This window comes from Pseudocolwellia sp. G5-9 (genome assembly GCF_055808995.1).
On sequence record NZ_CM147893.1, the window covers coordinates 1999765 to 2022421 of the forward strand.

At 34.3% G+C, this 22657-nt stretch carries 28 protein-coding genes; 17 read left to right on the forward strand and 11 right to left on the reverse strand.

What is annotated here, in order from left to right; translation table 11 throughout:
• Window positions 1-5: 5 nt before the first annotated feature.
• From AC0L5Q_RS08485 to AC0L5Q_RS08495, 3 genes are all read right to left on the reverse strand, one after another.
• On the reverse strand, window positions 6-923 hold the full coding sequence (locus tag AC0L5Q_RS08485) for an ABC transporter substrate binding protein (protein ID WP_473617302.1): 918 nt from the start codon (window positions 921-923) through the stop codon (window positions 6-8).
• Between the two features lie 554 nt (window positions 924-1477).
• A complete protein-coding gene (locus AC0L5Q_RS08490) occupies window positions 1478-1882 on the reverse strand; it encodes a hypothetical protein (protein ID WP_473617305.1) in 405 nt (134 codons plus the stop codon).
• Between the two features lie 84 nt (window positions 1883-1966).
• Window positions 1967-2683, reverse strand: coding sequence for a peroxiredoxin-like family protein (locus AC0L5Q_RS08495; RefSeq protein ID WP_473617308.1), 717 nt, complete (start codon window positions 2681-2683; stop codon window positions 1967-1969).
• 163 nt (window positions 2684-2846) lie between these two features.
• Between AC0L5Q_RS08495 and yegD the strand changes: the two genes are divergently transcribed.
• Entirely contained in the window at window positions 2847-4202 is a 1356-nt protein-coding gene (gene yegD, locus AC0L5Q_RS08500) for a molecular chaperone (protein WP_473617311.1), read from the forward strand.
• Between the two features lie 22 nt (window positions 4203-4224).
• Window positions 4225-4764: a peptide deformylase gene (gene def, locus AC0L5Q_RS08505; protein WP_473617316.1), complete on the forward strand. Its 540-nt coding sequence runs from the start codon at window positions 4225-4227 to the stop codon at window positions 4762-4764.
• A gap of 72 nt (window positions 4765-4836) precedes the next feature.
• On the opposite strand, the gene AC0L5Q_RS08510 is transcribed toward def, so the two are convergent.
• Window positions 4837-6780 carry an alpha/beta hydrolase family protein gene (locus AC0L5Q_RS08510; protein WP_473617321.1) on the reverse strand — a complete coding sequence of 648 codons (1944 nt, stop codon included), beginning with the start codon at window positions 6778-6780 and terminating at the stop codon, window positions 4837-4839.
• A gap of 215 nt (window positions 6781-6995) precedes the next feature.
• Here AC0L5Q_RS08510 and AC0L5Q_RS08515 point away from each other — a divergent pair, with 215 nt between their 5' ends.
• The gene (locus AC0L5Q_RS08515) at window positions 6996-7583 is read left to right on the forward strand and encodes a TetR/AcrR family transcriptional regulator (protein ID WP_473617324.1); all 588 of its coding nucleotides are present in this window, start codon (window positions 6996-6998) and stop codon (window positions 7581-7583) included.
• Between the two features lie 125 nt (window positions 7584-7708).
• Window positions 7709-8314 (forward strand): MlaC/ttg2D family ABC transporter substrate-binding protein, encoded by a 606-nt coding sequence (locus AC0L5Q_RS08520; protein WP_473617327.1) that lies wholly within the window; start codon window positions 7709-7711, stop codon window positions 8312-8314.
• 308 nt (window positions 8315-8622) lie between these two features.
• Here AC0L5Q_RS08520 and AC0L5Q_RS08525 read toward each other — a convergent pair whose 3' ends face one another.
• Window positions 8623-9081 (reverse strand): RNA methyltransferase, encoded by a 459-nt coding sequence (locus AC0L5Q_RS08525; RefSeq protein ID WP_473617331.1) that lies wholly within the window; start codon window positions 9079-9081, stop codon window positions 8623-8625.
• Between the two features lie 150 nt (window positions 9082-9231).
• Here AC0L5Q_RS08525 and AC0L5Q_RS08530 point away from each other — a divergent pair, with 150 nt between their 5' ends.
• Window positions 9232-9744, forward strand: a complete 513-nt coding sequence (locus AC0L5Q_RS08530; protein WP_473617335.1) for a YgjP-like metallopeptidase domain-containing protein — start codon at window positions 9232-9234, stop codon at window positions 9742-9744.
• A 32-nt stretch (window positions 9745-9776) separates the two neighbouring features.
• On the opposite strand, the gene AC0L5Q_RS08535 is transcribed toward AC0L5Q_RS08530, so the two are convergent.
• Entirely contained in the window at window positions 9777-10484 is a 708-nt protein-coding gene (locus AC0L5Q_RS08535; RefSeq protein ID WP_473617339.1) for a pseudouridine synthase, read from the reverse strand.
• A 201-nt stretch (window positions 10485-10685) separates the two neighbouring features.
• On the opposite strand from AC0L5Q_RS08535, the gene AC0L5Q_RS08540 reads away from it, so the two are divergent.
• The 3 genes from AC0L5Q_RS08540 (at window position 10686) to AC0L5Q_RS08550 (ending at window position 12616) form a co-directional block, all read left to right on the forward strand.
• Window positions 10686-11666 (forward strand): methylenetetrahydrofolate reductase, encoded by a 981-nt coding sequence (locus AC0L5Q_RS08540; protein ID WP_473617343.1) that lies wholly within the window; start codon window positions 10686-10688, stop codon window positions 11664-11666.
• A 57-nt stretch (window positions 11667-11723) separates the two neighbouring features.
• Window positions 11724-12350, forward strand: a complete 627-nt coding sequence (locus tag AC0L5Q_RS08545; protein WP_473617346.1) for a DsbA family protein — start codon at window positions 11724-11726, stop codon at window positions 12348-12350.
• A gap of 74 nt (window positions 12351-12424) precedes the next feature.
• Window positions 12425-12616, forward strand: a complete 192-nt coding sequence (locus AC0L5Q_RS08550) for a hypothetical protein (RefSeq protein WP_245825421.1) — start codon at window positions 12425-12427, stop codon at window positions 12614-12616.
• A gap of 174 nt (window positions 12617-12790) precedes the next feature.
• On the opposite strand, the gene AC0L5Q_RS08555 is transcribed toward AC0L5Q_RS08550, so the two are convergent.
• Together AC0L5Q_RS08555 and AC0L5Q_RS08560 are read right to left on the reverse strand one after the other, a co-directional pair.
• Window positions 12791-13135, reverse strand: a complete 345-nt coding sequence (locus AC0L5Q_RS08555; RefSeq protein ID WP_473617352.1) for a YajD family HNH nuclease — start codon at window positions 13133-13135, stop codon at window positions 12791-12793.
• 232 nt (window positions 13136-13367) lie between these two features.
• Window positions 13368-15017 carry an electron transfer flavoprotein-ubiquinone oxidoreductase gene (locus AC0L5Q_RS08560; protein WP_473617356.1) on the reverse strand — a complete coding sequence of 550 codons (1650 nt, stop codon included), beginning with the start codon at window positions 15015-15017 and terminating at the stop codon, window positions 13368-13370.
• Between the two features lie 303 nt (window positions 15018-15320).
• Here AC0L5Q_RS08560 and AC0L5Q_RS08565 point away from each other — a divergent pair, with 303 nt between their 5' ends.
• The 4 genes from AC0L5Q_RS08565 to AC0L5Q_RS08580 all read left to right on the forward strand — a co-directional run bounded on the left by AC0L5Q_RS08565 (window position 15321) and on the right by AC0L5Q_RS08580 (window position 18236).
• Entirely contained in the window at window positions 15321-16073 is a 753-nt protein-coding gene (locus tag AC0L5Q_RS08565) for an electron transfer flavoprotein subunit beta/FixA family protein (RefSeq protein WP_473617359.1), read from the forward strand.
• Window positions 16070-16996 carry an electron transfer flavoprotein subunit alpha/FixB family protein gene (locus tag AC0L5Q_RS08570; protein ID WP_473617363.1) on the forward strand — a complete coding sequence of 309 codons (927 nt, stop codon included), beginning with the start codon at window positions 16070-16072 and terminating at the stop codon, window positions 16994-16996. Before AC0L5Q_RS08565 ends, AC0L5Q_RS08570 begins: the two co-directional genes overlap by 4 nt.
• A gap of 78 nt (window positions 16997-17074) precedes the next feature.
• Window positions 17075-17401 (forward strand): SUI1 family translation initiation factor, encoded by a 327-nt coding sequence (locus AC0L5Q_RS08575; protein WP_473617366.1) that lies wholly within the window; start codon window positions 17075-17077, stop codon window positions 17399-17401.
• A 37-nt stretch (window positions 17402-17438) separates the two neighbouring features.
• Entirely contained in the window at window positions 17439-18236 is a 798-nt protein-coding gene (locus AC0L5Q_RS08580; protein WP_473617368.1) for a response regulator, read from the forward strand.
• 76 nt (window positions 18237-18312) lie between these two features.
• On the opposite strand, the gene AC0L5Q_RS08585 is transcribed toward AC0L5Q_RS08580, so the two are convergent.
• The 3 genes from AC0L5Q_RS08585 to ylqF form a co-directional block, all read right to left on the reverse strand.
• On the reverse strand, window positions 18313-18474 hold the full coding sequence (locus AC0L5Q_RS08585; RefSeq protein ID WP_473617370.1) for a TyrR/PhhR family helix-turn-helix DNA-binding protein: 162 nt from the start codon (window positions 18472-18474) through the stop codon (window positions 18313-18315).
• A gap of 414 nt (window positions 18475-18888) precedes the next feature.
• Window positions 18889-19311 carry an HIT domain-containing protein gene (locus tag AC0L5Q_RS08590; protein WP_473617374.1) on the reverse strand — a complete coding sequence of 141 codons (423 nt, stop codon included), beginning with the start codon at window positions 19309-19311 and terminating at the stop codon, window positions 18889-18891.
• A 9-nt stretch (window positions 19312-19320) separates the two neighbouring features.
• A complete protein-coding gene (ylqF, locus tag AC0L5Q_RS08595; RefSeq protein WP_473617378.1) occupies window positions 19321-20253 on the reverse strand; it encodes a ribosome biogenesis GTPase YlqF in 933 nt (310 codons plus the stop codon).
• A gap of 165 nt (window positions 20254-20418) precedes the next feature.
• Here ylqF and AC0L5Q_RS08600 point away from each other — a divergent pair, with 165 nt between their 5' ends.
• From AC0L5Q_RS08600 to AC0L5Q_RS08620, 5 genes are read left to right on the forward strand one after another with little or no spacing between them, the layout of a single operon-like run.
• On the forward strand, window positions 20419-20814 hold the full coding sequence (locus AC0L5Q_RS08600) for an ExbD/TolR family protein (protein WP_473617381.1): 396 nt from the start codon (window positions 20419-20421) through the stop codon (window positions 20812-20814).
• A gap of 51 nt (window positions 20815-20865) precedes the next feature.
• Window positions 20866-21348 (forward strand): helix-turn-helix domain-containing protein, encoded by a 483-nt coding sequence (locus AC0L5Q_RS08605; protein WP_473617385.1) that lies wholly within the window; start codon window positions 20866-20868, stop codon window positions 21346-21348.
• A gap of 1 nt (window position 21349) precedes the next feature.
• Window positions 21350-21727: a transposase gene (locus AC0L5Q_RS08610; RefSeq protein ID WP_473617388.1), complete on the forward strand. Its 378-nt coding sequence runs from the start codon at window positions 21350-21352 to the stop codon at window positions 21725-21727.
• A gap of 42 nt (window positions 21728-21769) precedes the next feature.
• Complete coding sequence (locus AC0L5Q_RS08615; protein ID WP_473617392.1) at window positions 21770-22252, forward strand: helix-turn-helix domain-containing protein; 483 nt, start codon at window positions 21770-21772, stop codon at window positions 22250-22252.
• Window positions 22249-22626 (forward strand): transposase, encoded by a 378-nt coding sequence (locus AC0L5Q_RS08620; protein WP_473617395.1) that lies wholly within the window; start codon window positions 22249-22251, stop codon window positions 22624-22626. The genes AC0L5Q_RS08615 and AC0L5Q_RS08620 overlap by 4 nt, the downstream gene beginning before the upstream one ends.
• Window positions 22627-22657 lie beyond the last annotated feature (31 nt).

Sequence of the window (22657 nt, forward strand, 5' to 3'; positions counted from 1 at the left end):
ATAGCCTACTTAGGAAAAATCAAAGCAAAGTCTGATACGACACTAGGTTGGTAGTTATAACCTAAGTGAGCAGCAGTACGTAAGTTTACCGCAAGTTGAATAGTATTTAATGGTTTAACCACAGCCGACTTCTTATTGCTTTTTAAGGTTTGCATCAAGGTAACGAGTTGCTTACCTAAGTTTTCATTATCTGGCAGTGCAGAAAATAATGCACCTCGTTTGGCATGAGTTGGTTTACTCGAAAAAACGACAATTTTCTTCTCCCAAGCTTTTTCGAGTATTGTGGGCACAATAATTTTTTCATTAGCCGTTATAGGATCTAAAGGCAGCCAAATGGCGATATTTTCTGTTTTAGTTTTTTCAAATAAATCATTGTATGTTTGAACTGCCATTTTCAAATCATCTACATGAATAGCTTTTAATGTTAATCCTTTATTTTTGGCTTCTTCTTTTGCTTCTTCAATCAACCAAGCAGAAGACTTGCTATATACAACGTTTATTACTTTTATTTGGGGAGCTAATTCATTTAGAGAGTTAAACAATGCACTAGGTGAAGCCATCAAACTAACACCTGATAAATGATTAGCTATTAAGGGTAAGGCGCCTATTACTACAGATTTGTCTTGATAGATTTCTTTAGCAATACTCATTCCGCGTTTACCAAGAGCAATAACTTGTTTTGTTGAAATGTTTTTTGAAACTTGCTGACTATCAAAGGTACGAGAGAGTTTTAATGTAATAATTTCACCTTTAAATTCTGCTCTAACCCCCTCAATTATTTGAGAAAATATCTTATCGTAAGGAGCGTTTACATCAGGGTATATTACAGTAACTTTATTTACTTCATCACTAAACGAATAACTACTCAGAAAGAGTAATGATAATAAGATACAATAAATAAATATGTTTTTTGTATAAGTCATTAAATCTCTAGCACTAATTAAAAAATATTAATTCGCATTTCCATAAGATGAAGGTACGTTTTTTCAATGAAAAAGTCCTTTTAATACCTAAACACTTCCAGCAGTAAGTATATAATAATACTCTTATTATCTTACTATATAACCTCCGTTCGCGTTAAGTTATTTTGCTTATTAATAATATTTAATCCCCGATCAAGAGTATATTGTCCTCGTTGGGTCAATAATGAGTCTTAACAAACTATTTTACTCATTTTCTAATGATAAGTTTTTATTCTTAATCACTATACCTGTTACCACTCAAGAGGCTATTTCAGAGTGCTTGAGCGATATCAATTCAAGGCAATGCTTTGTAATAATGGTTACTCCCTTATAAAAAGCATTAACGAAGAAGTGATTTTGCTCAAGCGCTTCTTCGATGGGTCTAAAAACAATTTATGCTACGTTATTAATTTTAGTCAGGTTCCTACATGGATGTAGACCTTAGATTTTGTTTGGAACGTAAAATATGTGCCTAAATTGTTTTTAGTTCCCACTGAAACCTGCATCTTGAATGGTTACGGGTATATAAGTTTTGATAGTTTTTCAACTTGTGCCAATTCTTCTAATGTTAATTCTCCATATCCTTTAGGGTAAGGCCAACCATATCCCCATCTAAAACTTGTGGGTAAATAGGGAGTACCTCCAACTCTTACCCCTGATAACATCAACATTGCAATTTTAGGCTTGCCAACTTTAGTGACACAGCGCTTTAATTCAAGATCAGATGCCATACGTTGATCAAAAGTGCCACCTTTCCAATAATCAAAATCATGTTTTTCACAACATGCTAACCAAAGCTTCTGCTGTTTCAAAGTTCCATCCGGAAAAGCACTGCAACCATCACTTGTAAAAGGCTTTAACGTATCAGCGCCAGCACTTAAAAAGCTCATCAAGGTAAGAAGTATATAGATATATTTCATTTTTTTACTCTAAAAACAAAAACGCTTTTTAGTTTACCTAAAAAGCGTTTTATATAAGATTTTTTTCTAATAAAAATTATATTATTAAAGTTCAGACAATGCCTTAATAATATCAGCCGATTCCATACGAACTTTATAATCTGTTTGTGCTGTCATAGCTCTCACTATTCCTTTAGTGTCAATAACAAAGGTACCAGGCACTGGTAATGCCGTACGACCTTCCCCATTAAAGTCTTCTAAATCTAAACCATGCTTTTTGTATAATTCAACCAAGGCCTTAGGAACTTCAAAATACAATTTGTAGTCTTTCATAACTTGATAGTCTAAATCGCTTAACACTTCAAACGGGTAACCTTCTTTCTTAAATTGCGCTTCTGATTTATCAGGTGTTTGAGGAGTAATAGTAACTAGTTGTGCATTATATTTTTCAAACTCGGGTAAGTTCTCTTTTAATGAACGCAACTGCATATTACAGTATGGGCACCATGCTCCACGGTAAAACACTAAAACGACAGGACCTTTAGCTAATGCACCTTCTAAAGTAATGTTTTCACCTTGTGAGTTTTTTAAAGAAAAGCTTGGGGCTTTTTCTCCTACTTGAATACCCGGATTAGGCAATGCTTTTGCTAGGTTATCGCTAGCATCTTGCATCATTTGTTTTTCTTCCGAAGTCCAAGAAGATTTTTTCTTTTTCATCTTTTCTATTTTTTCATCAATAGACTTTTTATAACTTGCTGTATCTTGATATGCTTGAGCACTAAACACAGACAAGATTAAAGATAAAATAAGTAATGAACGCATTTTGTTCCCTTTTATTTTTAGTAAATTTTTTAATATTCATGAATAATTTTATTCATTCTGATCCTCAACAAAACTAAGCTAATACGGCTAAGCATTAATTCTCACTTGCACATACTACATATCATCAGTATCCTACGCGATTTTTTAAACGTAGGTACAGCATATGATCGGTTTTGATTACGGCACATCAAATTGCGCAGTGGGCGTAATGCAAAACGGTGTTCCATCTATATTATCTTTAAACGAACACGGAAAATATGTTGCCTCTACTTTATATGCACCAAGCAGAGAAGTTATTGTAAGTTGGCTTCTCAAACAGTTGACCGAAGAAGAGCAAGTATTATTTCAAGCACAGCGTAAAGTTCAACTACAAAAGAGTAACAGTGTTTTACGAGAGTTAAAACAAGATGGCATTTCATCTGACTTGTTTTTTGGTCAACAAGCATTACAGGCTTATTTAGCCGACCCCGAAGAAGGTTATTACATTAAGTCACCTAAATCCTTTTTAGGAGCAAGTGGCTTATATCCTCAGCAAGTACAATTATTTGAAGATATTGTTGCCGCTATGATGGCAAATATAAAAAACTTAACGGAACAATCATTAGGTAGAGAAATAACTCAAACAGTTATTGGTCGTCCTATTAACTTTCAAGGCTTAAAAGGCGAAGAAAGCAACCAACAAGCGATCACCGTATTAACTAATGCAGCTAAACGTGTAGGATTTAAAGATGTAGAGTTTCAATATGAGCCTGTTGCCGCTGGTTTTGAATTTGAATCGACTTTAAGTAAAGAAACTAAAGTGCTTGTTGTTGATATAGGCGGTGGAACAACTGATTGCTCAATGCTATTGATGGGACCAAACTTATGTGATCTCGATAATAGGACTCATCATTTACTTGGGCATTGCGGTGAACGCATTGGCGGTAACGACTTTGATATTGGTTTAGCATTAACGGGAATAATGCCCGAGTTAGGACTTAAAAGTTTTTTGAAGTCTGGCAAACCTATGCCAGTAAACTCCTTTTACCAAGCACTGGCTATTAATAAAATTAATGAACAAAGTGAATTTTACAGTAGTGAAAATCAACGTTTCCTTAAAGAATTAATACGTGATGCACAACAGCCAGAGCTAATAAGTAGACTACTTAAAGTACAACAAGAAAAACTCAGTTATCGACTCGTTAATGGTGCAGAACAGGCTAAAATTGGTTTAACTGATTATGACGAACATACGATTGAGCTTACTGACTTAGATAATTCGTTAAAAAGCATAGTAACTAAAGACACATTACTTGCAGGCATAGCCCGCGAACTAAAAGGTATTGCTCATTTAATGCATGAAGCGGTAGCCCAATCAGGCCATCAACCCGACGTAATATTTGTTACAGGTGGTACCGCACAGTCTCCTGTACTTAATGAATTTTTCAAGAAGCAATTTAAAGATACGCCCATAGTATTAGGTGATAATTTTGGTAGTGTAACGGCAGGATTAACTCGATGGGCCAATAAAATTTTTTAATTATACGAAAAGGATTAATAACTTGAATAACTCCGTTGAAATTCTCCAACTAGGTAATCCTGTTCTAGCTCAAATAGCACCGTCTGTTGAAAACATACTATCTGACACCACTCAACAGACCATTGATATAATGCTAACCACAGTAGCTAAAGCAGGAGGTGTAGGTATTGCAGCACCTCAAATCAATATTAGCCAACGTATATTTATTATGTGTTCAAAGCCCAACAAACGCTATCCTGAAGCTCCGCTTATGGAACCAACCGCTATTATTAATCCAGAAATATTAACTACCAGCAAAGAACAAGAAAAAGATTGGGAGGGCTGTTTAAGCGTGCCATCAATAAGAGGCTTAGTTCCTCGGTATAAAATCATTAACGTTAGCTATTTTGACCTAAAGGGAAATAAGCATAATAAAGAATTAACTGGCTTTTTAGCGCGTATTTTTCAGCACGAAATGGATCATTTAGATGGATTAACTTTTATTGACAGAGTGGAATCAGTTAAAGACTTATGTAGCGAAACCGAGTGGTATAAACAATATGTGGATATCAACTCAAAATAAATAATAAAGGTGAATTAAAACGAAAGGGAGCACTTTACCCCCCCTTCGTTTTAATTAATTTTTATACTATTTTCAACCTAAATATTTATCTAAAAACTCTGAGATTAATTTCATCGCGTCTTGCCTATTGACCGCGTCATCTAAATTATGAGTTCCATATTCATACACTTGAATCTCAACATCTTTTTTCGAATGTTTCAATGCATCATACATGTCTTTAGATTGATAATAACTAACAACGGTATCTACCTTTCCGTGAATTAATAGTACGGGAGTTTTAAACTCTTTAGCATGATTGACGGGAGATAACCTTTCAAAGGCAGCTTCATCTTCAGTAACTGCATTATCTATATAGTTCCTATTCCCCCATTTTTTCCAATCAGCTAAAGTCAGTTCCATATTTGCGGTTCCTGCAATGCTTACAATACACTTAAACAGATCTGGAGTTTGATATCCTGCCGTGAGTGCTGCATACCCACCATAGCTAGCGCCAACAATACATGCTTTATCAGTATTAGCCCTTTTACTTTGCTTCAACCAATTAAATGCATCAATCAAGTCGGTTTGCATTTTACCGCCCCACTCGTGATAACCAGCCGTACGATACGCATTACCATATCCAGTAGAGCCTCTATAATTAACCTGAAGTACAGCATATCCTTTGCTCGCAAACATTTGTACAAACGGATCAAAATATTGACTATCTCTTGCAAAAGGACCACCATGTGGAAATAAAACAACAGGGGGATTTGTAACATTATCAGGTAAAGTTAAATATCCATGGAGTTTTAGACCATCCCTTGCTACAAAATCAATAGGCTGAACACTTGCTAATTTAGCATTTTCTAAATCAGGGTATTGCGAATACCATACGCTTAGTTTTTTCTTAACTTTATCATAAGTAAAAAACTTACCTGGTGATTTATCGCTAACGGCATAAATCAAATACCTTGTTTTACTTTCGCTCCAATCATAAAGGTTTGCTTTTAAATTGTTTTTTTCAAAAATCTGACTAATTTGTAAAGCTAACTGATTACTGTTTTCATCAAAATAAACACGCTTTATAAAATTATTATTATATGTAAACCCTATTAATTTTTTAATATTTCCAGATCGTTTTATTATTGGCCCAGATACATCTAAGTTTTCAGGAGCTTCAGCAATTAATGTATATTCGGATGTTTTAATATTAAAACGCCAAAGGGCTTTTTTATTGAACTTATAATCAGACAATACAATAATAGAATCTTTTTCTGGTTCAAACAATATTGGTTCAAACGTCTCTGTCTTGTAGGCCTCATAAGATTTAACCATTAGCCAATCAGAATTTACATCTTTACGAACATATATATACCTTGTCTTTTTTTTATAATTATCATCAACCCCAATGCCCAATAACACCTCGCCTGAAGGAGTTACTCCCCATGAAACTATTCGATTTTTGTTAGGTATATATTTTTCAAACTCGCCATTTGTAACGTTTACTTTAAATATTGAAGAGTAGTTATTATCTCTAGGATCTCTTATTGTCACTAAAATATGCTTTTCATCATTATGCAATAAGCTTAATAAATCAGGACTGTTTCGATAAAAATCTTGTTTCTTTTTACTTTTTGATCTTTTTCTTAATTCAAAAACATCACTACCATCTAAGTTTGCTGAATATAAATGATTCGTTCTAACTCGAACATTCCAGTCATCGATATATAATGGTTGTGACACTTCAATAAGTAGCCTTTCATTATTTGCCCAATTAAGTTGATGTAAGCGATATTTTTTGGCTCCTAATTGTAATACGACCTTCATTTTACTTTTATCATCAAAAGGAAAAATAGCAACTTGTGTATTTTCTCCTTGATTGAGTATTACCGCAATATTTTTACCATCTGGAGATATTGTAGGAATTTCAACCATAGGCATTTGATTAAAATATTCTAATGGAACACTAGCATTTTTAGCCATTAAAACAGGGGATAAAAAGAGACAGAAAAAGAAAGGGAATAAATTTTTGAACATAAATAACATCCTTGTTTTTATAGAAATAAATATGTATCGAATACTCAGCTATAAATGTAAATAAATCAAGTTAAGGCCATTAAAATTAATAAGTATTTTATAATTGACACGTAACATTTCACATTTATTTTACAACCGACCAAGTGGTCTGTTAACATAGGTTTAAGTTGTACTCGATATTCGTATACATTTTAAATGTAAATTAGGTTGTAAATATGAGAGACGCAGAGCAAACCAGACAAAAAATATTAGATGTTAGCGCTGATGAAATTCATAAACATGGTTTCACCGCTACAAGTTTGTCAGTAATTTTAAACAGATGTGAAATATCTAAAGGTGCTTTATATCACCATTTTGCTAATAAAATGGAATTAGGGTATGCCGTATTTGAAGAAATATATACACCAATGTTTTTAAACACTTGGTTACCCGCTGTAAACAACGAAGATCCTATTGAAGGTCTTTGTGCGTTTTTCAGTGAAATGAGTGTAAATATGAGCTGCGATGAATTGATATGTGGTTGCCCACTTAACAATTTATGCCAAGAAATGGCTGGGGTTGATGAAGGTTTCAGACTACGAATTTTAGATCTGCAACTACAGCTTAATCAACTTATTTCAGATAGTTTACGTAAAATAGAAAAACAACTTCGAAATGATATTGACTATAGTCAGGTCTCTTACTTTATCGTTTCTACCTTTCATGGTTCAACCAGTTTAAGTAAAAGCTCGCGAAATAAAGAGTTATTTGAACATGTTATGAACGAGCTATGTAAATACCTAAGAAACTTAAAACACAGTTAACGTTATTTAAACCTTAGTATCTATAACATAAAAATATATACAAATTACTTTTTATTACTAGCAGACCGAGCGGTCGGTATGCTAGTATTACTACAATATAAATTTACCGTTATTAAGGCGCATCCATGAAAAACTTAATTTCTATTTTCTCATTTGTTTTTACACTATTTATTAGTGCCTCTGTTTTATCTGCTGAAGTTTCTCCATATAAAGTAATAGAAAGTGTCGGTAATAATTTATTTACGCGCATTGCTAATAACCAGCAAGAAATTGAGAAGTTCCCAGATCTAATGAGAAACATTGTTGATGAAGAACTTATGCCTCATATCGATTATAAATATGCTGCTTATAAGATTTTAGGTAAAAACTTAAGATCTACATCTAAAGAGCAACGAGAAGATTTTGTAGTTTCTATACGTCAATATTTAATACGCACTTATGCTAATGCTTTAACGCAGTATAAAAACCAAAAAGTTATTTTTGAGAAAGAAAAAAGTACTGAAGGTCAAAAAATAGTTTCTGTTGGCACACAAATTATTGATGGTAACCGTCCTACTATTGATATTAATTTTAAGTTACGTAAAAACCCAAAAACACTTGAATGGAAAGCATACGACATGGTTGTTGAAGGAATTTCATTACTTTCAAGTAAGCAAGCAGAGTTAAGTCAACGCATTGCTAAAGAAGGTATTGAGCAAGTTACATTAGAACTAGCTTCAATAACTAAATAACCTTAACTCGGTTTAAGAGATGTTTAACAAATTGAAATATATATAACAAAAAATATTTTTATTGAGCCTCTAGCTTGATAGTTTTTCTTGATTCAAGGCAAATTTCGCGTCAATAGCTGGTCTATTGCAAGTAAATTTAACGCAGAAATTAGGAAAAATAGCTGCTAGAGAAGCATTTGTTAAGCCAAGTTCAGGTTAAATATCAATTCAGAGTTTCCCTATTAAGAATTCATTGTTCGCTGTAATTCTTGGTCCCCATTAAGTTTTTAATGGGGATTTTTTTATCTCTTATTTTTATACCAATCGCATTAATGATTAGAAAAATCATCACCTTTTGCCATTCTGTCGTACAAAATAACATTTACAGTTGCCGCTAAGTTCATACAACCATTAGTGGGTATATAAATAGTTTCTCGACAAAAATCAGTAATGTGTTTTTTTAACGTGCCATCTTCTGGGCCAAAAATGTAAAAAGCTCTAGGTGGATGTTTATAGTTAACTAGCGATTTAGCCCCTTCAACCAATTCAACGGCTACTGGCACACAATCTAATGGAATGGTATTTTTTAAGTCTTCAACACCAATTAATGGAATGTCTAAATGAACTTTATTTTTATCGGTGTAAAACGCTTTAGCTAAATCGTATCGTTTACCTGTGTAATAAACCGAATGTACACCGTAACAACCTGAAGCTCGCATCACTGATCCTACGTTCTCTGGTGATTTAGGATTAAATAATCCAATGCATGCGTATCCTTTTTTACTCATTTTAAACAACTCATTTTATTTATTAATTTACTAGCCAACTTAGAACGGCGAGATTATACCTATTTTTGATTCTGAAAACATGTAAGCCACATAGATAGTTGTTAATATAAAACATATAATGCTGCTAAGTTTTAAGCTAAATAATTTATTATGACTACGCCATTAAAATACCTTTCTGCATACTCACCTGAGATTAAAGATAAAATTCAAATAATGTTGAATGAGAACACGTTAAAAACGTTTTTACTCAATAAATACCCTACCCCTCATACGATTTATAATGATAAAGCCTTGAGGGAATATGTAATGAATATAAAAAATCAATATTTGAAAAAATCGAATCCTTTAAGTCAAATAAAGTACGATGATAAAATTCACGTGATTAATAATGCGTTAGGATTACATACTTATGTGTCTAGGGTACAAGGTAGCAAGCTAAAAAGTAAAAATGAGTTAAGAGTTGGTAGTATGTTTAAAGTCGCTCCAGAGCCTTTTTTACAAATGATAGTGGTGCATGAATTAGCACACTTAAAAGAAAAAAATCATGATAAGCCGTTTTATAAGCTCTGCGAGCACATGTTGCCTAATTATCATCAATTAGAATTTGAATTACGCGTATATTTAACTCAGCTTGAATTGAAAGGCCCTGTGTATGGTGAGTAAGCTATGTTTATGTTGATTTAAATAACAATAGTTTATCGGTTAAAAATATTTTTTACTTCATCAGCCGTTAATTCGCGGCTTTCGCCAGCTTGTAAATTTTCATCTAATAACAAACTCCCTATTTTACTGCGATGTAACGCCATAACTTGATTTTGAAAACGGCCAAACATGCGCTTAATTTGATGATACTTTCCTTCCATTAAAATAACTCGAGCAATATAGTCAGATTCAATAGTGAGTTCAGCGGGTTCTGTTGTTATATCTTCATAGCCAAAATACATACCTTGTTTAAAAGCCTCAATGTAATCGCTTGTTAATTTGTTTTTTAAGGTAACATGATACACTTTAGGTACTTTACTGTTGGGTAATGTTAAACGTTCAGACCAACTACTGTCGTTAGTTAAGAGCATTAAACCTGAAGTATTGAGATCTAAACGACCAACAATATGTAGATCTTCTTTAAATGAAAAAGATAATAAGTCGATTACCGTTTTATGAAGCTTATCTTTAGTCGCACTTACCACACCTATAGGCTTATTCAGCATAATGTAGGATGGTTTATAATCTTGTAAGACCTTATCGCTAACTTTTATAAACGAGAACTTATTTATTTGGAGGGCCGCATCAGTAATAACAACCCCATCTACTTCAACTTTATTCTGCGCTAAAAGCAGCTTAACGTCTCGTTTATTAATAGCTAATGCGGAGCTTATAAATTTATCAACCCTGCTTTTTTCCATTACCTTTCTTTACTCTACTGTAGGTTCTAGTTGTCATTACAACAAATAATATCAGTATCAAAAGTAAATCGCATAACTCTGACACTTAAAAACACATAGCTAATATCCAATTAATGCATTAACTCGATGAATGAACCTTGACAAATTTTAGAAACTGTAAGACTATATAGACGTCTAAACGTCTATAAAAGAATTTAACTTGTGAAAACAGAATCTGAATTAAAAGCACGATACAACGATATTCACCGAGGTGTTTATTTTATTGGTACAACTCCTCCTAAAAGTGACACACCACTTGAAGAAGTTGAAAGCATAGCAAATAAATTATTAGAGCGTGTAAGCGATATAGATTTTGATGGTTTAATTGTATACGACATTCAAGATGAAAACTCACGCACGAATAAACCACGACCGTTTCCTTTTAAATCGACCCATGATCCTCGATTATATTCATCACTGTTAAACAAAAAGTCTAATCGCCCAGTGATTACTTATAAAAGTGTTGTTCAATCAAACGCTGACGACTTTAATTTGTGGGCAAGTGAAGCTTGGGAAAAATATGGCGTTAAAGATATCGTGTTAGTGGGCAGTCCATCTAAAAACAACACGATATCTCTTTCTTTAAAAAATGCTTACAACACACTAGTTTGCAATGAAAATAATTTTTTTATTGGTGGTGTAACCATAGCTGAACGCCACGTAAGTAAAGGTAATGAACACCAAAGATTAATTGAGAAACACCAACAAGGTTGTAACTTTTTTATCTCACAAGCGATTTATAACCCACAAGCAACAATTGATATGCTGACTCGCTATGCCATTGAATGTAAAGAGCAAGGCTTAAAACCACAGCGTTTAATATTGACTTTTTCACCTTGTGGTAGTCAAAAAACGTTAGAATTTATTGATTGGTTAGGTGTAAGTGTTCCTGAGGCAACAAGTTTGCGTATACTAAATGCTAACAACTCGTTATATGAATCTATCCGTATTTGTTCAAACAGTTTACAGCAAATTTTAGATGCTATATTACCTTACGACTTACCTTTAGGCTTAAATATTGAAAGTTTAACCAATCGTAAAGAAGAGATTGATGGCTCAATTCTGCTTTATAAACTATTACGCTCAAAAATGGAAAACTACTTAGCTAAAAAAGAACTTAATCTATTAATTAGCAAAGTTTAATCTGTAACAATTAATTTTCATATCGGCTACCGAGCGATTAAATCATAAGGACTTATTTTGGATAAAATACTTATTTATGTTCATGATCCTATGTGTAGCTGGTGCTGGGGATTTGAACCCGTTAGAAAGAAACTTTTTAACAGTTTACCGCCTGCAATTATCATTAAGCGATTTGTTGGCGGCTTGGCTTCAGACTCTCATGATCCTATGCCAAAACAAATGCAAACTATGCTACAAAACACATGGCGTAAAATAGAACAGACAATTCCTGGTACTGAATTTAATTATGATTTTTGGACTAATTGTCAGCCAAGACGTTCAACTTACCCTTCAAACCGTGCTGTTATTGCTGCTCGCCAGCAAAGCTCTGAATACGATGAATTAATAACACACCGCATTCAACAGGCTTATTACACTGAAGCTAAAAACCCATCAGATGAAAGTACTTTAATTGAATTAGCCAAAGAAATAGGATTAAACGTAGAACAATTTACTCAAGACATTCAGTCAGAAAAAATCGATGAATTATTCCAACAAGAGCTAAACTACACACGAAAGTTAGGTATGAATAGTTTCCCAAGCTTAGCGTATCAAGTAGGTAATAAAGCGTATTCTATACAGTTAGACTACAATAATATGGAAAGCATGTTAGACCAAATCAAACAAATTGATCAATTAAGCTAATATCGATTTATTAGTGAGGTTGATATAGCTTATCTGCTTATTATAAAGCACAAGGAGTTACTTTGAAGCTAATAATGAAAACTGAATTTGATAATCTTAGATTAAATACAGATCATCAATATGACGTAGATAACAATGGCGACAAGCATGTAGTCAAGATATATTGCAATAACCAACTTATCGCAAAAAAAATCAAACTTAAAAAGTCGATCCGCTTTTTTGGTGCAGAGGGTTATCAAAAGCATTTAACTGATACTGAAGAGTAACCTCCCTATTTACAGCGAATAAAAACAATTGAAGCCTAGCTGCTAAGTTGAAAGTAGGCTTCTCAATCCGTCTAAACTTCCTATATATACCAATCGCAATAACCAATTGATCATTTATACTCGTCTAAAATAGCTCAATTCATTAACGCGTTTGGTATTATATATTTTTAAATTCTATTTTTTTAACATAGATTTTAAATCAGCAAATGGATTATAAGTGGCTTGTTCTTGCTGGCTATCGCCCGGTTTAACTTCAGTACTATAATTCGCATGATCTGTGTATTTAGCATGTTCATTATCATGGCAATAGATACATAAGAGCTCCCAATTAGAACCATCATTAGGATTGTTGGTGTGGTCGTGATCGATATGATGAACCGTTAATTCTCTAATATTAGAATATTCAAATTCTCGAGCACAACGTCCACAAACCCAAGGATATAATTTTAATGCTCTATCTCTGTAGCCTTTTTCTTGGCTTTTATAATTAGCACTAGTGCCGTATCTATCTGAGGACATACTCTACTCTCTTATTTCTTTTTATGATTTCTTCTCACACCAATTAATGCAAAGTCATCATCTTTATAAGTCTTTAAGGGGATTATATAACTACCTAATGAAAAACAAACAATTAATTTGGTGTTAATTGACGTAATAAATATAGAGACTCTTCAAGCGACACATATAAAAAAGCCCACTTAAAATTAATTAAGCAGGCTGTTATTAATAAAAATTGTTAGACATGATGAAATTACATATTCGGATAATTTGGTCCACCCGTACCTTCTGGTGTTACCCAAGTAATGTTTTGACTTGGATCTTTAATATCACAGGTTTTACAGTGAATACAGTTTTGTGAATTAATAACAAACTTATCACCTTCACTTGTCGATTCAATTTCGTAAACGCCAGCAGGACAATAACGCTGTGCGGGCTCTGCATATTTAGCTAAGTTTACACTAATAGGAATACTGGCATCGGCAAGTTTTAAATGGCATGGTTGCTCTTCAGCATGATTGGTATTTGATATAAATACCGAAGATAGTTTATCAAAACTAAGTACGTTATCAGGCTTAGGGTAATTAATTACCGGTGCATCCGCCGCAAGTTTAAGTTGCGCATGATCTAAAGAATCGTCTTTAAAGTTAAAAGGTAATTTACCGCCAAAAAAGTTTTGATCAATTGTGTTATACGCACCACCTACAAAGGTACCAAACTTATGCATAACAGGGCCAAAATTACGCGTTTTATAAAGTTCGTCGTATAACCACGAAGCTTTAATTTTATCAGTAAACGAGGTAAGGTCTTTTCCGCCTTCATCGCCTGCTGAAATGGCCTCAAAAATAGCTTCGGCGGCAAGCATACCTGATTTCATAGCGGTATGATTACCTTTGATTTTAGCGTAATTAATTGTTCCAGCATCGCAACCAACAAGTAAGCCACCCGGCATTGTCATTTTAGGTAAAGAATTCAAACCACCTTTTGCCATAGCACGAGCACCGTAAGATACGCGTTTACCACCTGCTAAATATTGACTAATTTGGGGATGATGCTTATAACGCTGAAATTCATCAAATGGACTTAAATGTGGATTGCTGTAACTTAAATCAATAATCAAACCAACAAACACTTGATTATTTTCTGCATGATATAAGTAGCCACCGCCGTTAGTATCTGACTCTAAAGGCCAACCAGCACTATGTATCACTAAACCTTCTTGGTGTTTTTCTGGTGCTATATCCCAAATTTCTTTAAAACCAATACCATAATGCTGAGGTGAAGAATCAGCATCTAAACCAAACTTAGCAATCAATTCTTTACCTAAATGTCCGCGACAACCTTCAGCAAAAACGGTATATTTCGCGCGTAATTCCATACCCGGCTCAAATGAATCTTTAGGGTTACCTTCTGCATCTAACCCCATATCCCCCGTAATAATCCCTGCTACGCTATTATCATCATTATAAATAACTTCTTGAGCTGGAAATCCAGGAAAAATTTCAACACCTAATTGCTCTGCTTGTTCTGCTAACCAACGACATATATTGCCCATACTTACAATAAAGTTACCTTCGTTATGCATTGTTTTAGGCACAGCAATGTTAGGTAATTTAATAGCTTTTTCTTCACCAGTGAAATAGTAAATATCATCACCTGTTACAGCTGTGTTTAATGGTGCGCCTTTTTCTTTCCAATCGGGAAATAATTCATTCATCGCTGTAGGTTCGAATACAGCACCAGACAGAATATGAGCGCCAACCTCAGAGCCTTTCTCTACGACGCACACCATTAATTCTTGTTCATTTTTTTGTGCAAGTTGCATAAGTTGACATGCTGTAGCTAAACCTGATGGCCCTGCTCCAACAATTACAACATCAAACTCCATAGATTCACGTTCCATAATATCCCCCTGAAAAAATAGACAATCAAATTATTTCAAACACTCGTTTGATTTTCAAACACCTGTTTGATAATATCAACAATTATAGATAAATGGTATGTAAATACTATCTTGTAATGAAATATTTACTGAGAAAGTTTTTTATCGCTTAGTTTACATTGCGTGATTTACACAATATAGCTAAGCTTCGCTTACTCTACACAGCTAATTTTTCAAACAATCTTTGTATTAGCGACTAAGATTAAACATAGAAAAATTTAAATACTTAATAATTACAAACAACATGCACCATCAGAGGCTACGATGAAAATATTAGTACCTATAAAACGTGTAATTGATTACAACGTAAAAGTTCGCGTTAAAGCAGACCATTCAGATGTTGATCTTGCTAACGTAAAAATGTCACTTAACCCTTTTTGTGAGATTGCAGTAGAAGAAGCTGTTCGTCTTAAAGAGGCTGGAACAGCAACTGAAATTGTAGTGGTTTCTATTGGCAATAAATCTTGCCAAGAACAACTCAGAACCGCATTAGCGCTGGGTGCTGATCGTGCAATACATATTGATACTGAAGAAAAATTAGAATCAATCAATGTTGCTAAGTTACTTCAAAAAATCGTTGAAGAAGAACAACCTCAATTAGTTATTTTAGGTAAACAGTCTATTGATAGCGACAATAACCAAACAGGCCAAATGCTTGCAGCCCTAACAGGTATGGCACAAGGTACATTTGCTTCAAACGTTGTTGTTGAAGGTGATAAAGTTAATGTTACTCGTGAAGTAGACAGCGGTTTACAAACCGTTGCGTTAAATTTACCTGCAATTGTAACAACTGACCTTCGTTTAAATGAACCACGCTATGCTAAATTGCCAGACATAATGAAAGCTAAGCGTAAGCCTTTAGATGTTAAAGCTGCAGCTGATTTTGGTATTAACTTAACACCTCGCAGTAATGTTATTAAGGTAACTCCACCAGCAGAGCGTCAAGCAGGTATTGTTGTTAGTAGTATTGATGAATTAATTGAAAAATTAAAAAATGAAGCGAAGGTGATCTCATGAGTATTCTAGTATTTGCAGAGCATGATAACAAAAGCTTAAAAGCAGACACTTTAAAAACTGTAGCGGCCGCTCAAGCCATTGGTGGCGATATTCATATACTTGTTGCTGGCTCAAATTGTGCTGATGTTGCAACTGAAGCAGCAAAAGTAAATGGCGTAAGTAAAGTTTTAGTTGCTGATAATGCCGCTTATGAACACCAACTAGCAGAAAACATTAGTTTACTTGTAACCGAACTTGCTACTGATTATGACTACATTTTAGCAACAGCATTAACAACGGGTAAAAACTTTATGCCTCGCGTTGCTGCTTTATTAGATGTCGCTCAAATTTCAGATATTATTGCTGTTGAGAGTGCTGATACTTTTGTACGACCTATCTATGCTGGTAACGCTATTGCTACAGTGCAAAGCTTAGACAGTAAAAAAATAATCACTGTTAGATCTACAGGTTTCGATCCTGTTGCTACCGACGGTAATGCTGAAGTAGTTGCTATTGATTCAGTTCAAGATGCAGCTATTTCATCACACGTTAGTGACGAAATATCTAAATCAGAACGTCCAGATTTAGGTGCGGCTAACATCGTTATTTCTGGAGGTCGCGGTATGCAAAATGGTGAAAACTTTGCATTGCTTGAAGGTATTGCTGATAAACTAGGAGCCGCTATTGGTGCTTCTCGTGCTGCTGTTGATGCAGGCTTTGTACCTAACGACATGCAAGTTGGGCAAACAGGTAAAATTGTTGCTCCTAACTTATACATAGCTGTTGGTATTTCTGGTGCTATTCAGCATTTAGCAGGCATGAAAGACTCTAAAATTATTGTTGCTATTAACAAAGATCCTGAAGCTCCTATTTTCCAAGTAGCAGATTATGGTTTAGTGGCAGACTTATTTGATGCTTTACCGGAATTAGAAAGTAAACTATAAAATTTATTATTCTCGCCGTATAATAAAGCCACTAATATGTGGCTTTTTTTATATTTAAAAATCAATAACTAGGTATTTATGAACGACAATAACTCAACTTTGGTCTACTCTACTGATAGCGGAAGGATTAAAGAACAAGATAAAAGCAATACAATTACCCCGTCAGATGGTTTTGCAAAAGTAAGGCGTGAAACCAAAGGACGTAAAGGAAAAGGTGTAATTACTATTTCAGGTTTGGGTCTTGATACTGCTGCATTAAAAGATCTTGCGAAAAAATTAAAGAAAACCTGTGGGACCGGTGGTAGTGTTGTTGGCGAAGTTATTGAAGTTCAAGGCGACAAAAGGGATACTATCAAGCAAGTACTTGAAAAAAATGGTTTTAAGGTTAAATTTGTTGGTGGTTAAATAGCACTAATAAATTGTGTTCATTTAAAGGAAAAACATGACAACAATGAATCCGAGTGACATCTCTATTTTAGTAGTAGAGCCATCAGATACTCAACGAAAAATAATTACCAATGAGCTGAAAAAGCAAGGTGTTACTGAATTATCATCAGCAAAAACAGTAAGCGAAGCATTAAGTATTGTTGAGCGTCATTCCTACGACTTAATTACTAGTGCTATGTATTTTGATGACGGTACTGCATTAGATCTTCTCAAAAAAATCCGAGCAAACGATAAGATTTCTGATACCGCTTTTATGCTAGTAAGTAGCGAACATAAGAGAGAGAGTTTAGAAGAATTTAAACAGTCTGGAGTTATTGCATTACTTCCTAAACCTTTTACCCACGATCATCTCGCAGCAGCGATTAATACAACGATTGATTTATTATCTGTTGATGAGTTAGAACTAGAACATTTTGATGTTCACGAAATTAGAGTATTACTTGTGGATGACAGTCGTTTAGCCCGTAATCACATTAAACGCGTGCTAAACAACCTAGGTATGATGAAAGTAACTGAAGCTGTAGATGGTCAACAAGCAATAAACTTGTTACAAGACAATATGTTTGACCTCATCGTAACTGATTATAATATGCCAGAGGTAGATGGAAGAGAATTAACCCGTTATGTTCGTGAACAAAGCCAACAATCACACTTACCTATTTTAATGGTAACCAGTGAAAGTAATGATACTCACCTTGCTAACATTGAACAAGATGGCGTCAATGCACTTTGTGACAAACCCTTTGAGCCTCAAGTGGTTAAGCAGATTTTATATAAACTTCTTGAGCATTAAGCTCCCTAGTTTCAATAGCTTGATTCATTATTACCTTATTAATAACTAATTTATTAATAAGGTATAAATTAGCTTTTCAATATCCCATATTTTTTAACTTTCTCGCTATTTTATTATGGAATACTTCTAATCGTTGAGCTAACAAACGCGTAGTAGAAAACTCAAGATAAAGATTAATGAGTAAATTACACTCAAAGTTTTCTTTTTCATATTCCCAATTACCATAAGAAATAAGCATATCAGTAGGGTTAGTATATATACCACCTCAAGATGCTCGTTTCAGGACGACTGAATGGATCATGATCAAGGCGCATATTTTTATTAATGGTTACTCCCTTAAAAACAGATGGAACAATGATCATGGTTTCCTCATCCGTCTCTGAAAGTCTGTTTTATAAACGTTTTACACGGTGTTATTGATTTCGAGAATGTTCCGACATGTATGTACTTAGATTTTGTTTAGAACGTCAAATCTGTGCCTAAAGACGTTTCTAATTACAGCTGAATCCTACATCTTGAAGTGGTTTGGGTATAGACGATCTAATACCTGACTTAAAAGAAGCTTTATATAAAGTGATACTTATAATAAAAGTGTAGGATAACAACTAAACACTTCAAGATAAGTAGTCTATTACTTATTCAAAGTAACTTATTATCCAGCCACTTTAGTTAAAGCAGCTTTCACTTCATGTTTTATCTTATCTAGTGCATTATTATCATATGCAATTGCAGGAAATGCTCCCCATACAGGCTTAGGCCAAGCGATATCATCATTAAATCTCACAATATGATGAACATGCAACTGAGGACAAATATTACCAATAGCAGCAACATTAAGCTTGGTCCCTTTAAACATTGCCATTAACACTTCGCTTAATAAACTCGATTCATTTAAAAATTGAATTTGTTTTTCCCATTCAAGCTCATAAATATCTAAAACATCATTTATTTTAGGTACTAAAATAAACCATGGATATTGGCTGTCATTCATAAGCAATACCTTACATAATGGAAATTCATAAACTTCAATACAATCTTTAGCTAACATTTCGTGAAGTTGAAAATCAGTATTCATCTTACTTTCCTATCTTTTATTTTTACGACCGCGACCACGCGCTAATTTTTTAGCTTCTCTAGCTGCTATTTTATCTTCTTCGACTTTATCAAAATGAATAATTTCTTTTTCTACCATTTCAGGTGATTCGAAGGTTATTGCCCCCAGTGTTTTATCGCGAATCTCATTAATTAAAATAGCAGATGCTTTATGGAAGTCTATGTGACCACCACTTTTCATACATCCTCTAACACGACCAATTTCTTCTAATAGTTCAATTTCTGTATCAGGTAAAATATCTAACTTATAACGTTCCCGTAATCTTTCAGGATATGCTTCAAGTAAGTACTCTGCAGCAAAACAAGCGATATCATCATGATCAAAAGCAGTATCTTTAACCGCACTAGTAATTGCTAAACGGTAACCGCTATTTTCATTTACAATTTTGGGCCACAACATACCGGGTGTATCATAAAGATATAATCCTTCTTCAAGTTTAATTCTTTGCTGACCTTTAGTAACTGCGGGCTCATTCCCTACTTTAGCTTTAGCTTTACCCACTAAAGTATTAAGCAATGTAGATTTACCTACATTCGGGATCCCCATAATAACAGCATTAATTTGCTTACCTGTTTCATCTTTATTTGGTGCTAGCTTACGAATTAACGCTGGTAGAGTTTTAGCAACACTTGGATTATCGGTAGTTAAAGCGATAGCTTTTACATTTTGTTGAGCTTCTAAATAGTCTAACCACATTTGTGTTTTAACAGGATCGGCAAGATCGGATTTATTTAATATTTTAATTAATGGCTTATCACCTCTTATCTCAGTGATCATAGGGTTTTCACTACTGAAAGGTAAACGTGCGTCACACACCTCAATAACCACATCAATCTGAGGAAGAATGTCTTTTATTTCTCTTTGAGCTTTATGCATGTGCCCAGGAAACCAATTAATCGCCATTTTATTAAATTTTCATGAAGTATAATTATTTATATTTTATCAAAATTCAGTCAACACAACATTACTTTTAAAAAATAGAACAGTGAGTTTACCCTATTTTATGACAAATTAGACTTACGATACTCTTCGTACTATATTTATAAAAAACTTATAAAGGAAATGACTATGAGCCGAAGAGATCACAAACATGAGATAGAGCAAAGCGAAGTAGATATGACACCAATGTTAGACATTGTGTTCATAATGCTGATATTTTTTATTGTAACTACATCATTTGTTAAAGAAGAAGGGATACTCGTTAATCGACCAGAAACTTCAAAATCACCTAAGAGTAATGATCCAATAATACTAGTTAAGATAAATGAAACAGGGCTAATCACATTTAACGGAAAACTTGTCGACATAGAAAGACTACCCGCACGTATCGAAAATTTTTTAGCAAAAAGCCAAACAAAGAGTGCGGTAGTAATACCTAGCGATGAAACTTCTCATGAAAATGTAGTTAAAGTACTTGATCAAATCAGAAATTTTAATCAATTAACCATATCTATTGGTAAGTAATACCAATTAGTCTAATTATGTGATCTAATGTCATTTATTTACTCATAATAAATGACATTGAACACTCATAGCTCACAAGAATTAAAAATACTCTCCAACAAAGTAAAAGATCATCGAATGAGACTGCGCTTGCTAGCCGTTTCGCACTTTAAATCGGGTAAGAATAGATCAGAAGTTGCTAGAACACTTAATATAAGTAGAAGAATTGTTAATGATTGGGTTGCGAACTACATCAGCGAAGGTTTACTTGGTCTTGAGAGTAAAAAACCTACAGGGCGATCTAGCTATCTTACAGAGCAAGATAAAGAAATATTGAGTCAATATATAAAGGCTCAATGCCAATCCGATATGGGTGGACGACTAACGGGTGAGTGTATCCAACTATATATCAACGCTAATTTTGATGTTGATTATCATCCCAACGCCATTTATAAGTTATTAAAATCAATGGGATTTAGCTGGATAACAAGTCGCTCTCGACACCCAAAACAGTCTGATGAAGTACAAGAAGATTTTAAAAAAATTCGAAAGTGAAATGATCCGCACGATCCCATGGAATGTGAGGCTTAAAGAGATAGATGTGTGGTTCCAAGACGAAGCACGTTTTGGACAGCAAAATACAACGACAAGGCTCTGGGCAGAGAAAGGAACAAGACCGAGAGCCGTTAGGCAACAACAGTTTGAATACGCTTACCTTTTTGGTGCTGTTTGCCCATCAACAGGCGCAACTGAGGCACTGATTTCTCCAGTAATGAACATGGATGTAATGGAACAACATTTGGCTTTAATTTCTCAAAAAACTCAAGAAGGACGACATGCGGTGATCGTTGTCGATGGTGCTGCATGGCACCAAGTTTACCTTGCTGATAAATTTAGCAACGTAACGATCATTAAGTTATACCAATTAGTCTAATTATATGATCTAATGTCATTTATTTACTCATAATAAATCACATTGAACACTCATAGCTCACAAGAATTAAAAATACTCTCCAACAAAGTAAAAGATCATCGAATGAGGCTACGCTTGCTAGCCGTTTCACACTTTAAATCGGGTAAGAATAGATCAGAAGTTGCTAGAACACTTAATATAAGTAGAAGAATTGTTAATGATTGGGTTGCGAACTACATCAGCAAAGGTTTACTTGGTCTTGAGAGTAAAAAACCTACAGGGCGACCTAGCTATCTTACAGAGCAAGATAAAGAAATATTGAGTCAATATATAAAGGCTCAATGCCAATCCGATATGGGTGGACGACTAACGGGTGAGTGTATCCGACTATATATCAACGCTAATTTTGATGTTGATTATCATCCCAACGCCATTTATAAGTTATTAAAATCAATGGGATTTAGCTGGATAACAAGTCGCTCACGACACCCAAAACAGTCTGATGAAGTACAAGAAGATTTTAAAAAAAATTCGAAAGTGAAATGATCCGCACGCTCCCATGGAATGTGAGGCTTAAAGAGATAGATGTGTGGTTCCAAGACGAAGCACGTTTTGGACAGCAAAATACAACGACAAGGCTCTGGGCAGAGAAAGGAACAAGACCGAGAGCCGTTAGGCAACAACAGTTTGAATACGCTTACCTTTTTGGTGCTGTTTGCCCATCAACAGGCGCAACTGAGGCACTGATTTCTCCAGTAATGAACATGGATGTAATGGAACAACATTTGGCTTTAATTTCTCAAAAAACTCAAGAAGGACGACATGCGGTGATCGTTGTCGATGGTGCTGCATGGCACCAAGCTTACCTTGCTGATAAATTTAACAACGTAACGATCATTAAGTTATACCAATTAGTCTAATTATATGATCTAATGTCATTTATTTACTCAT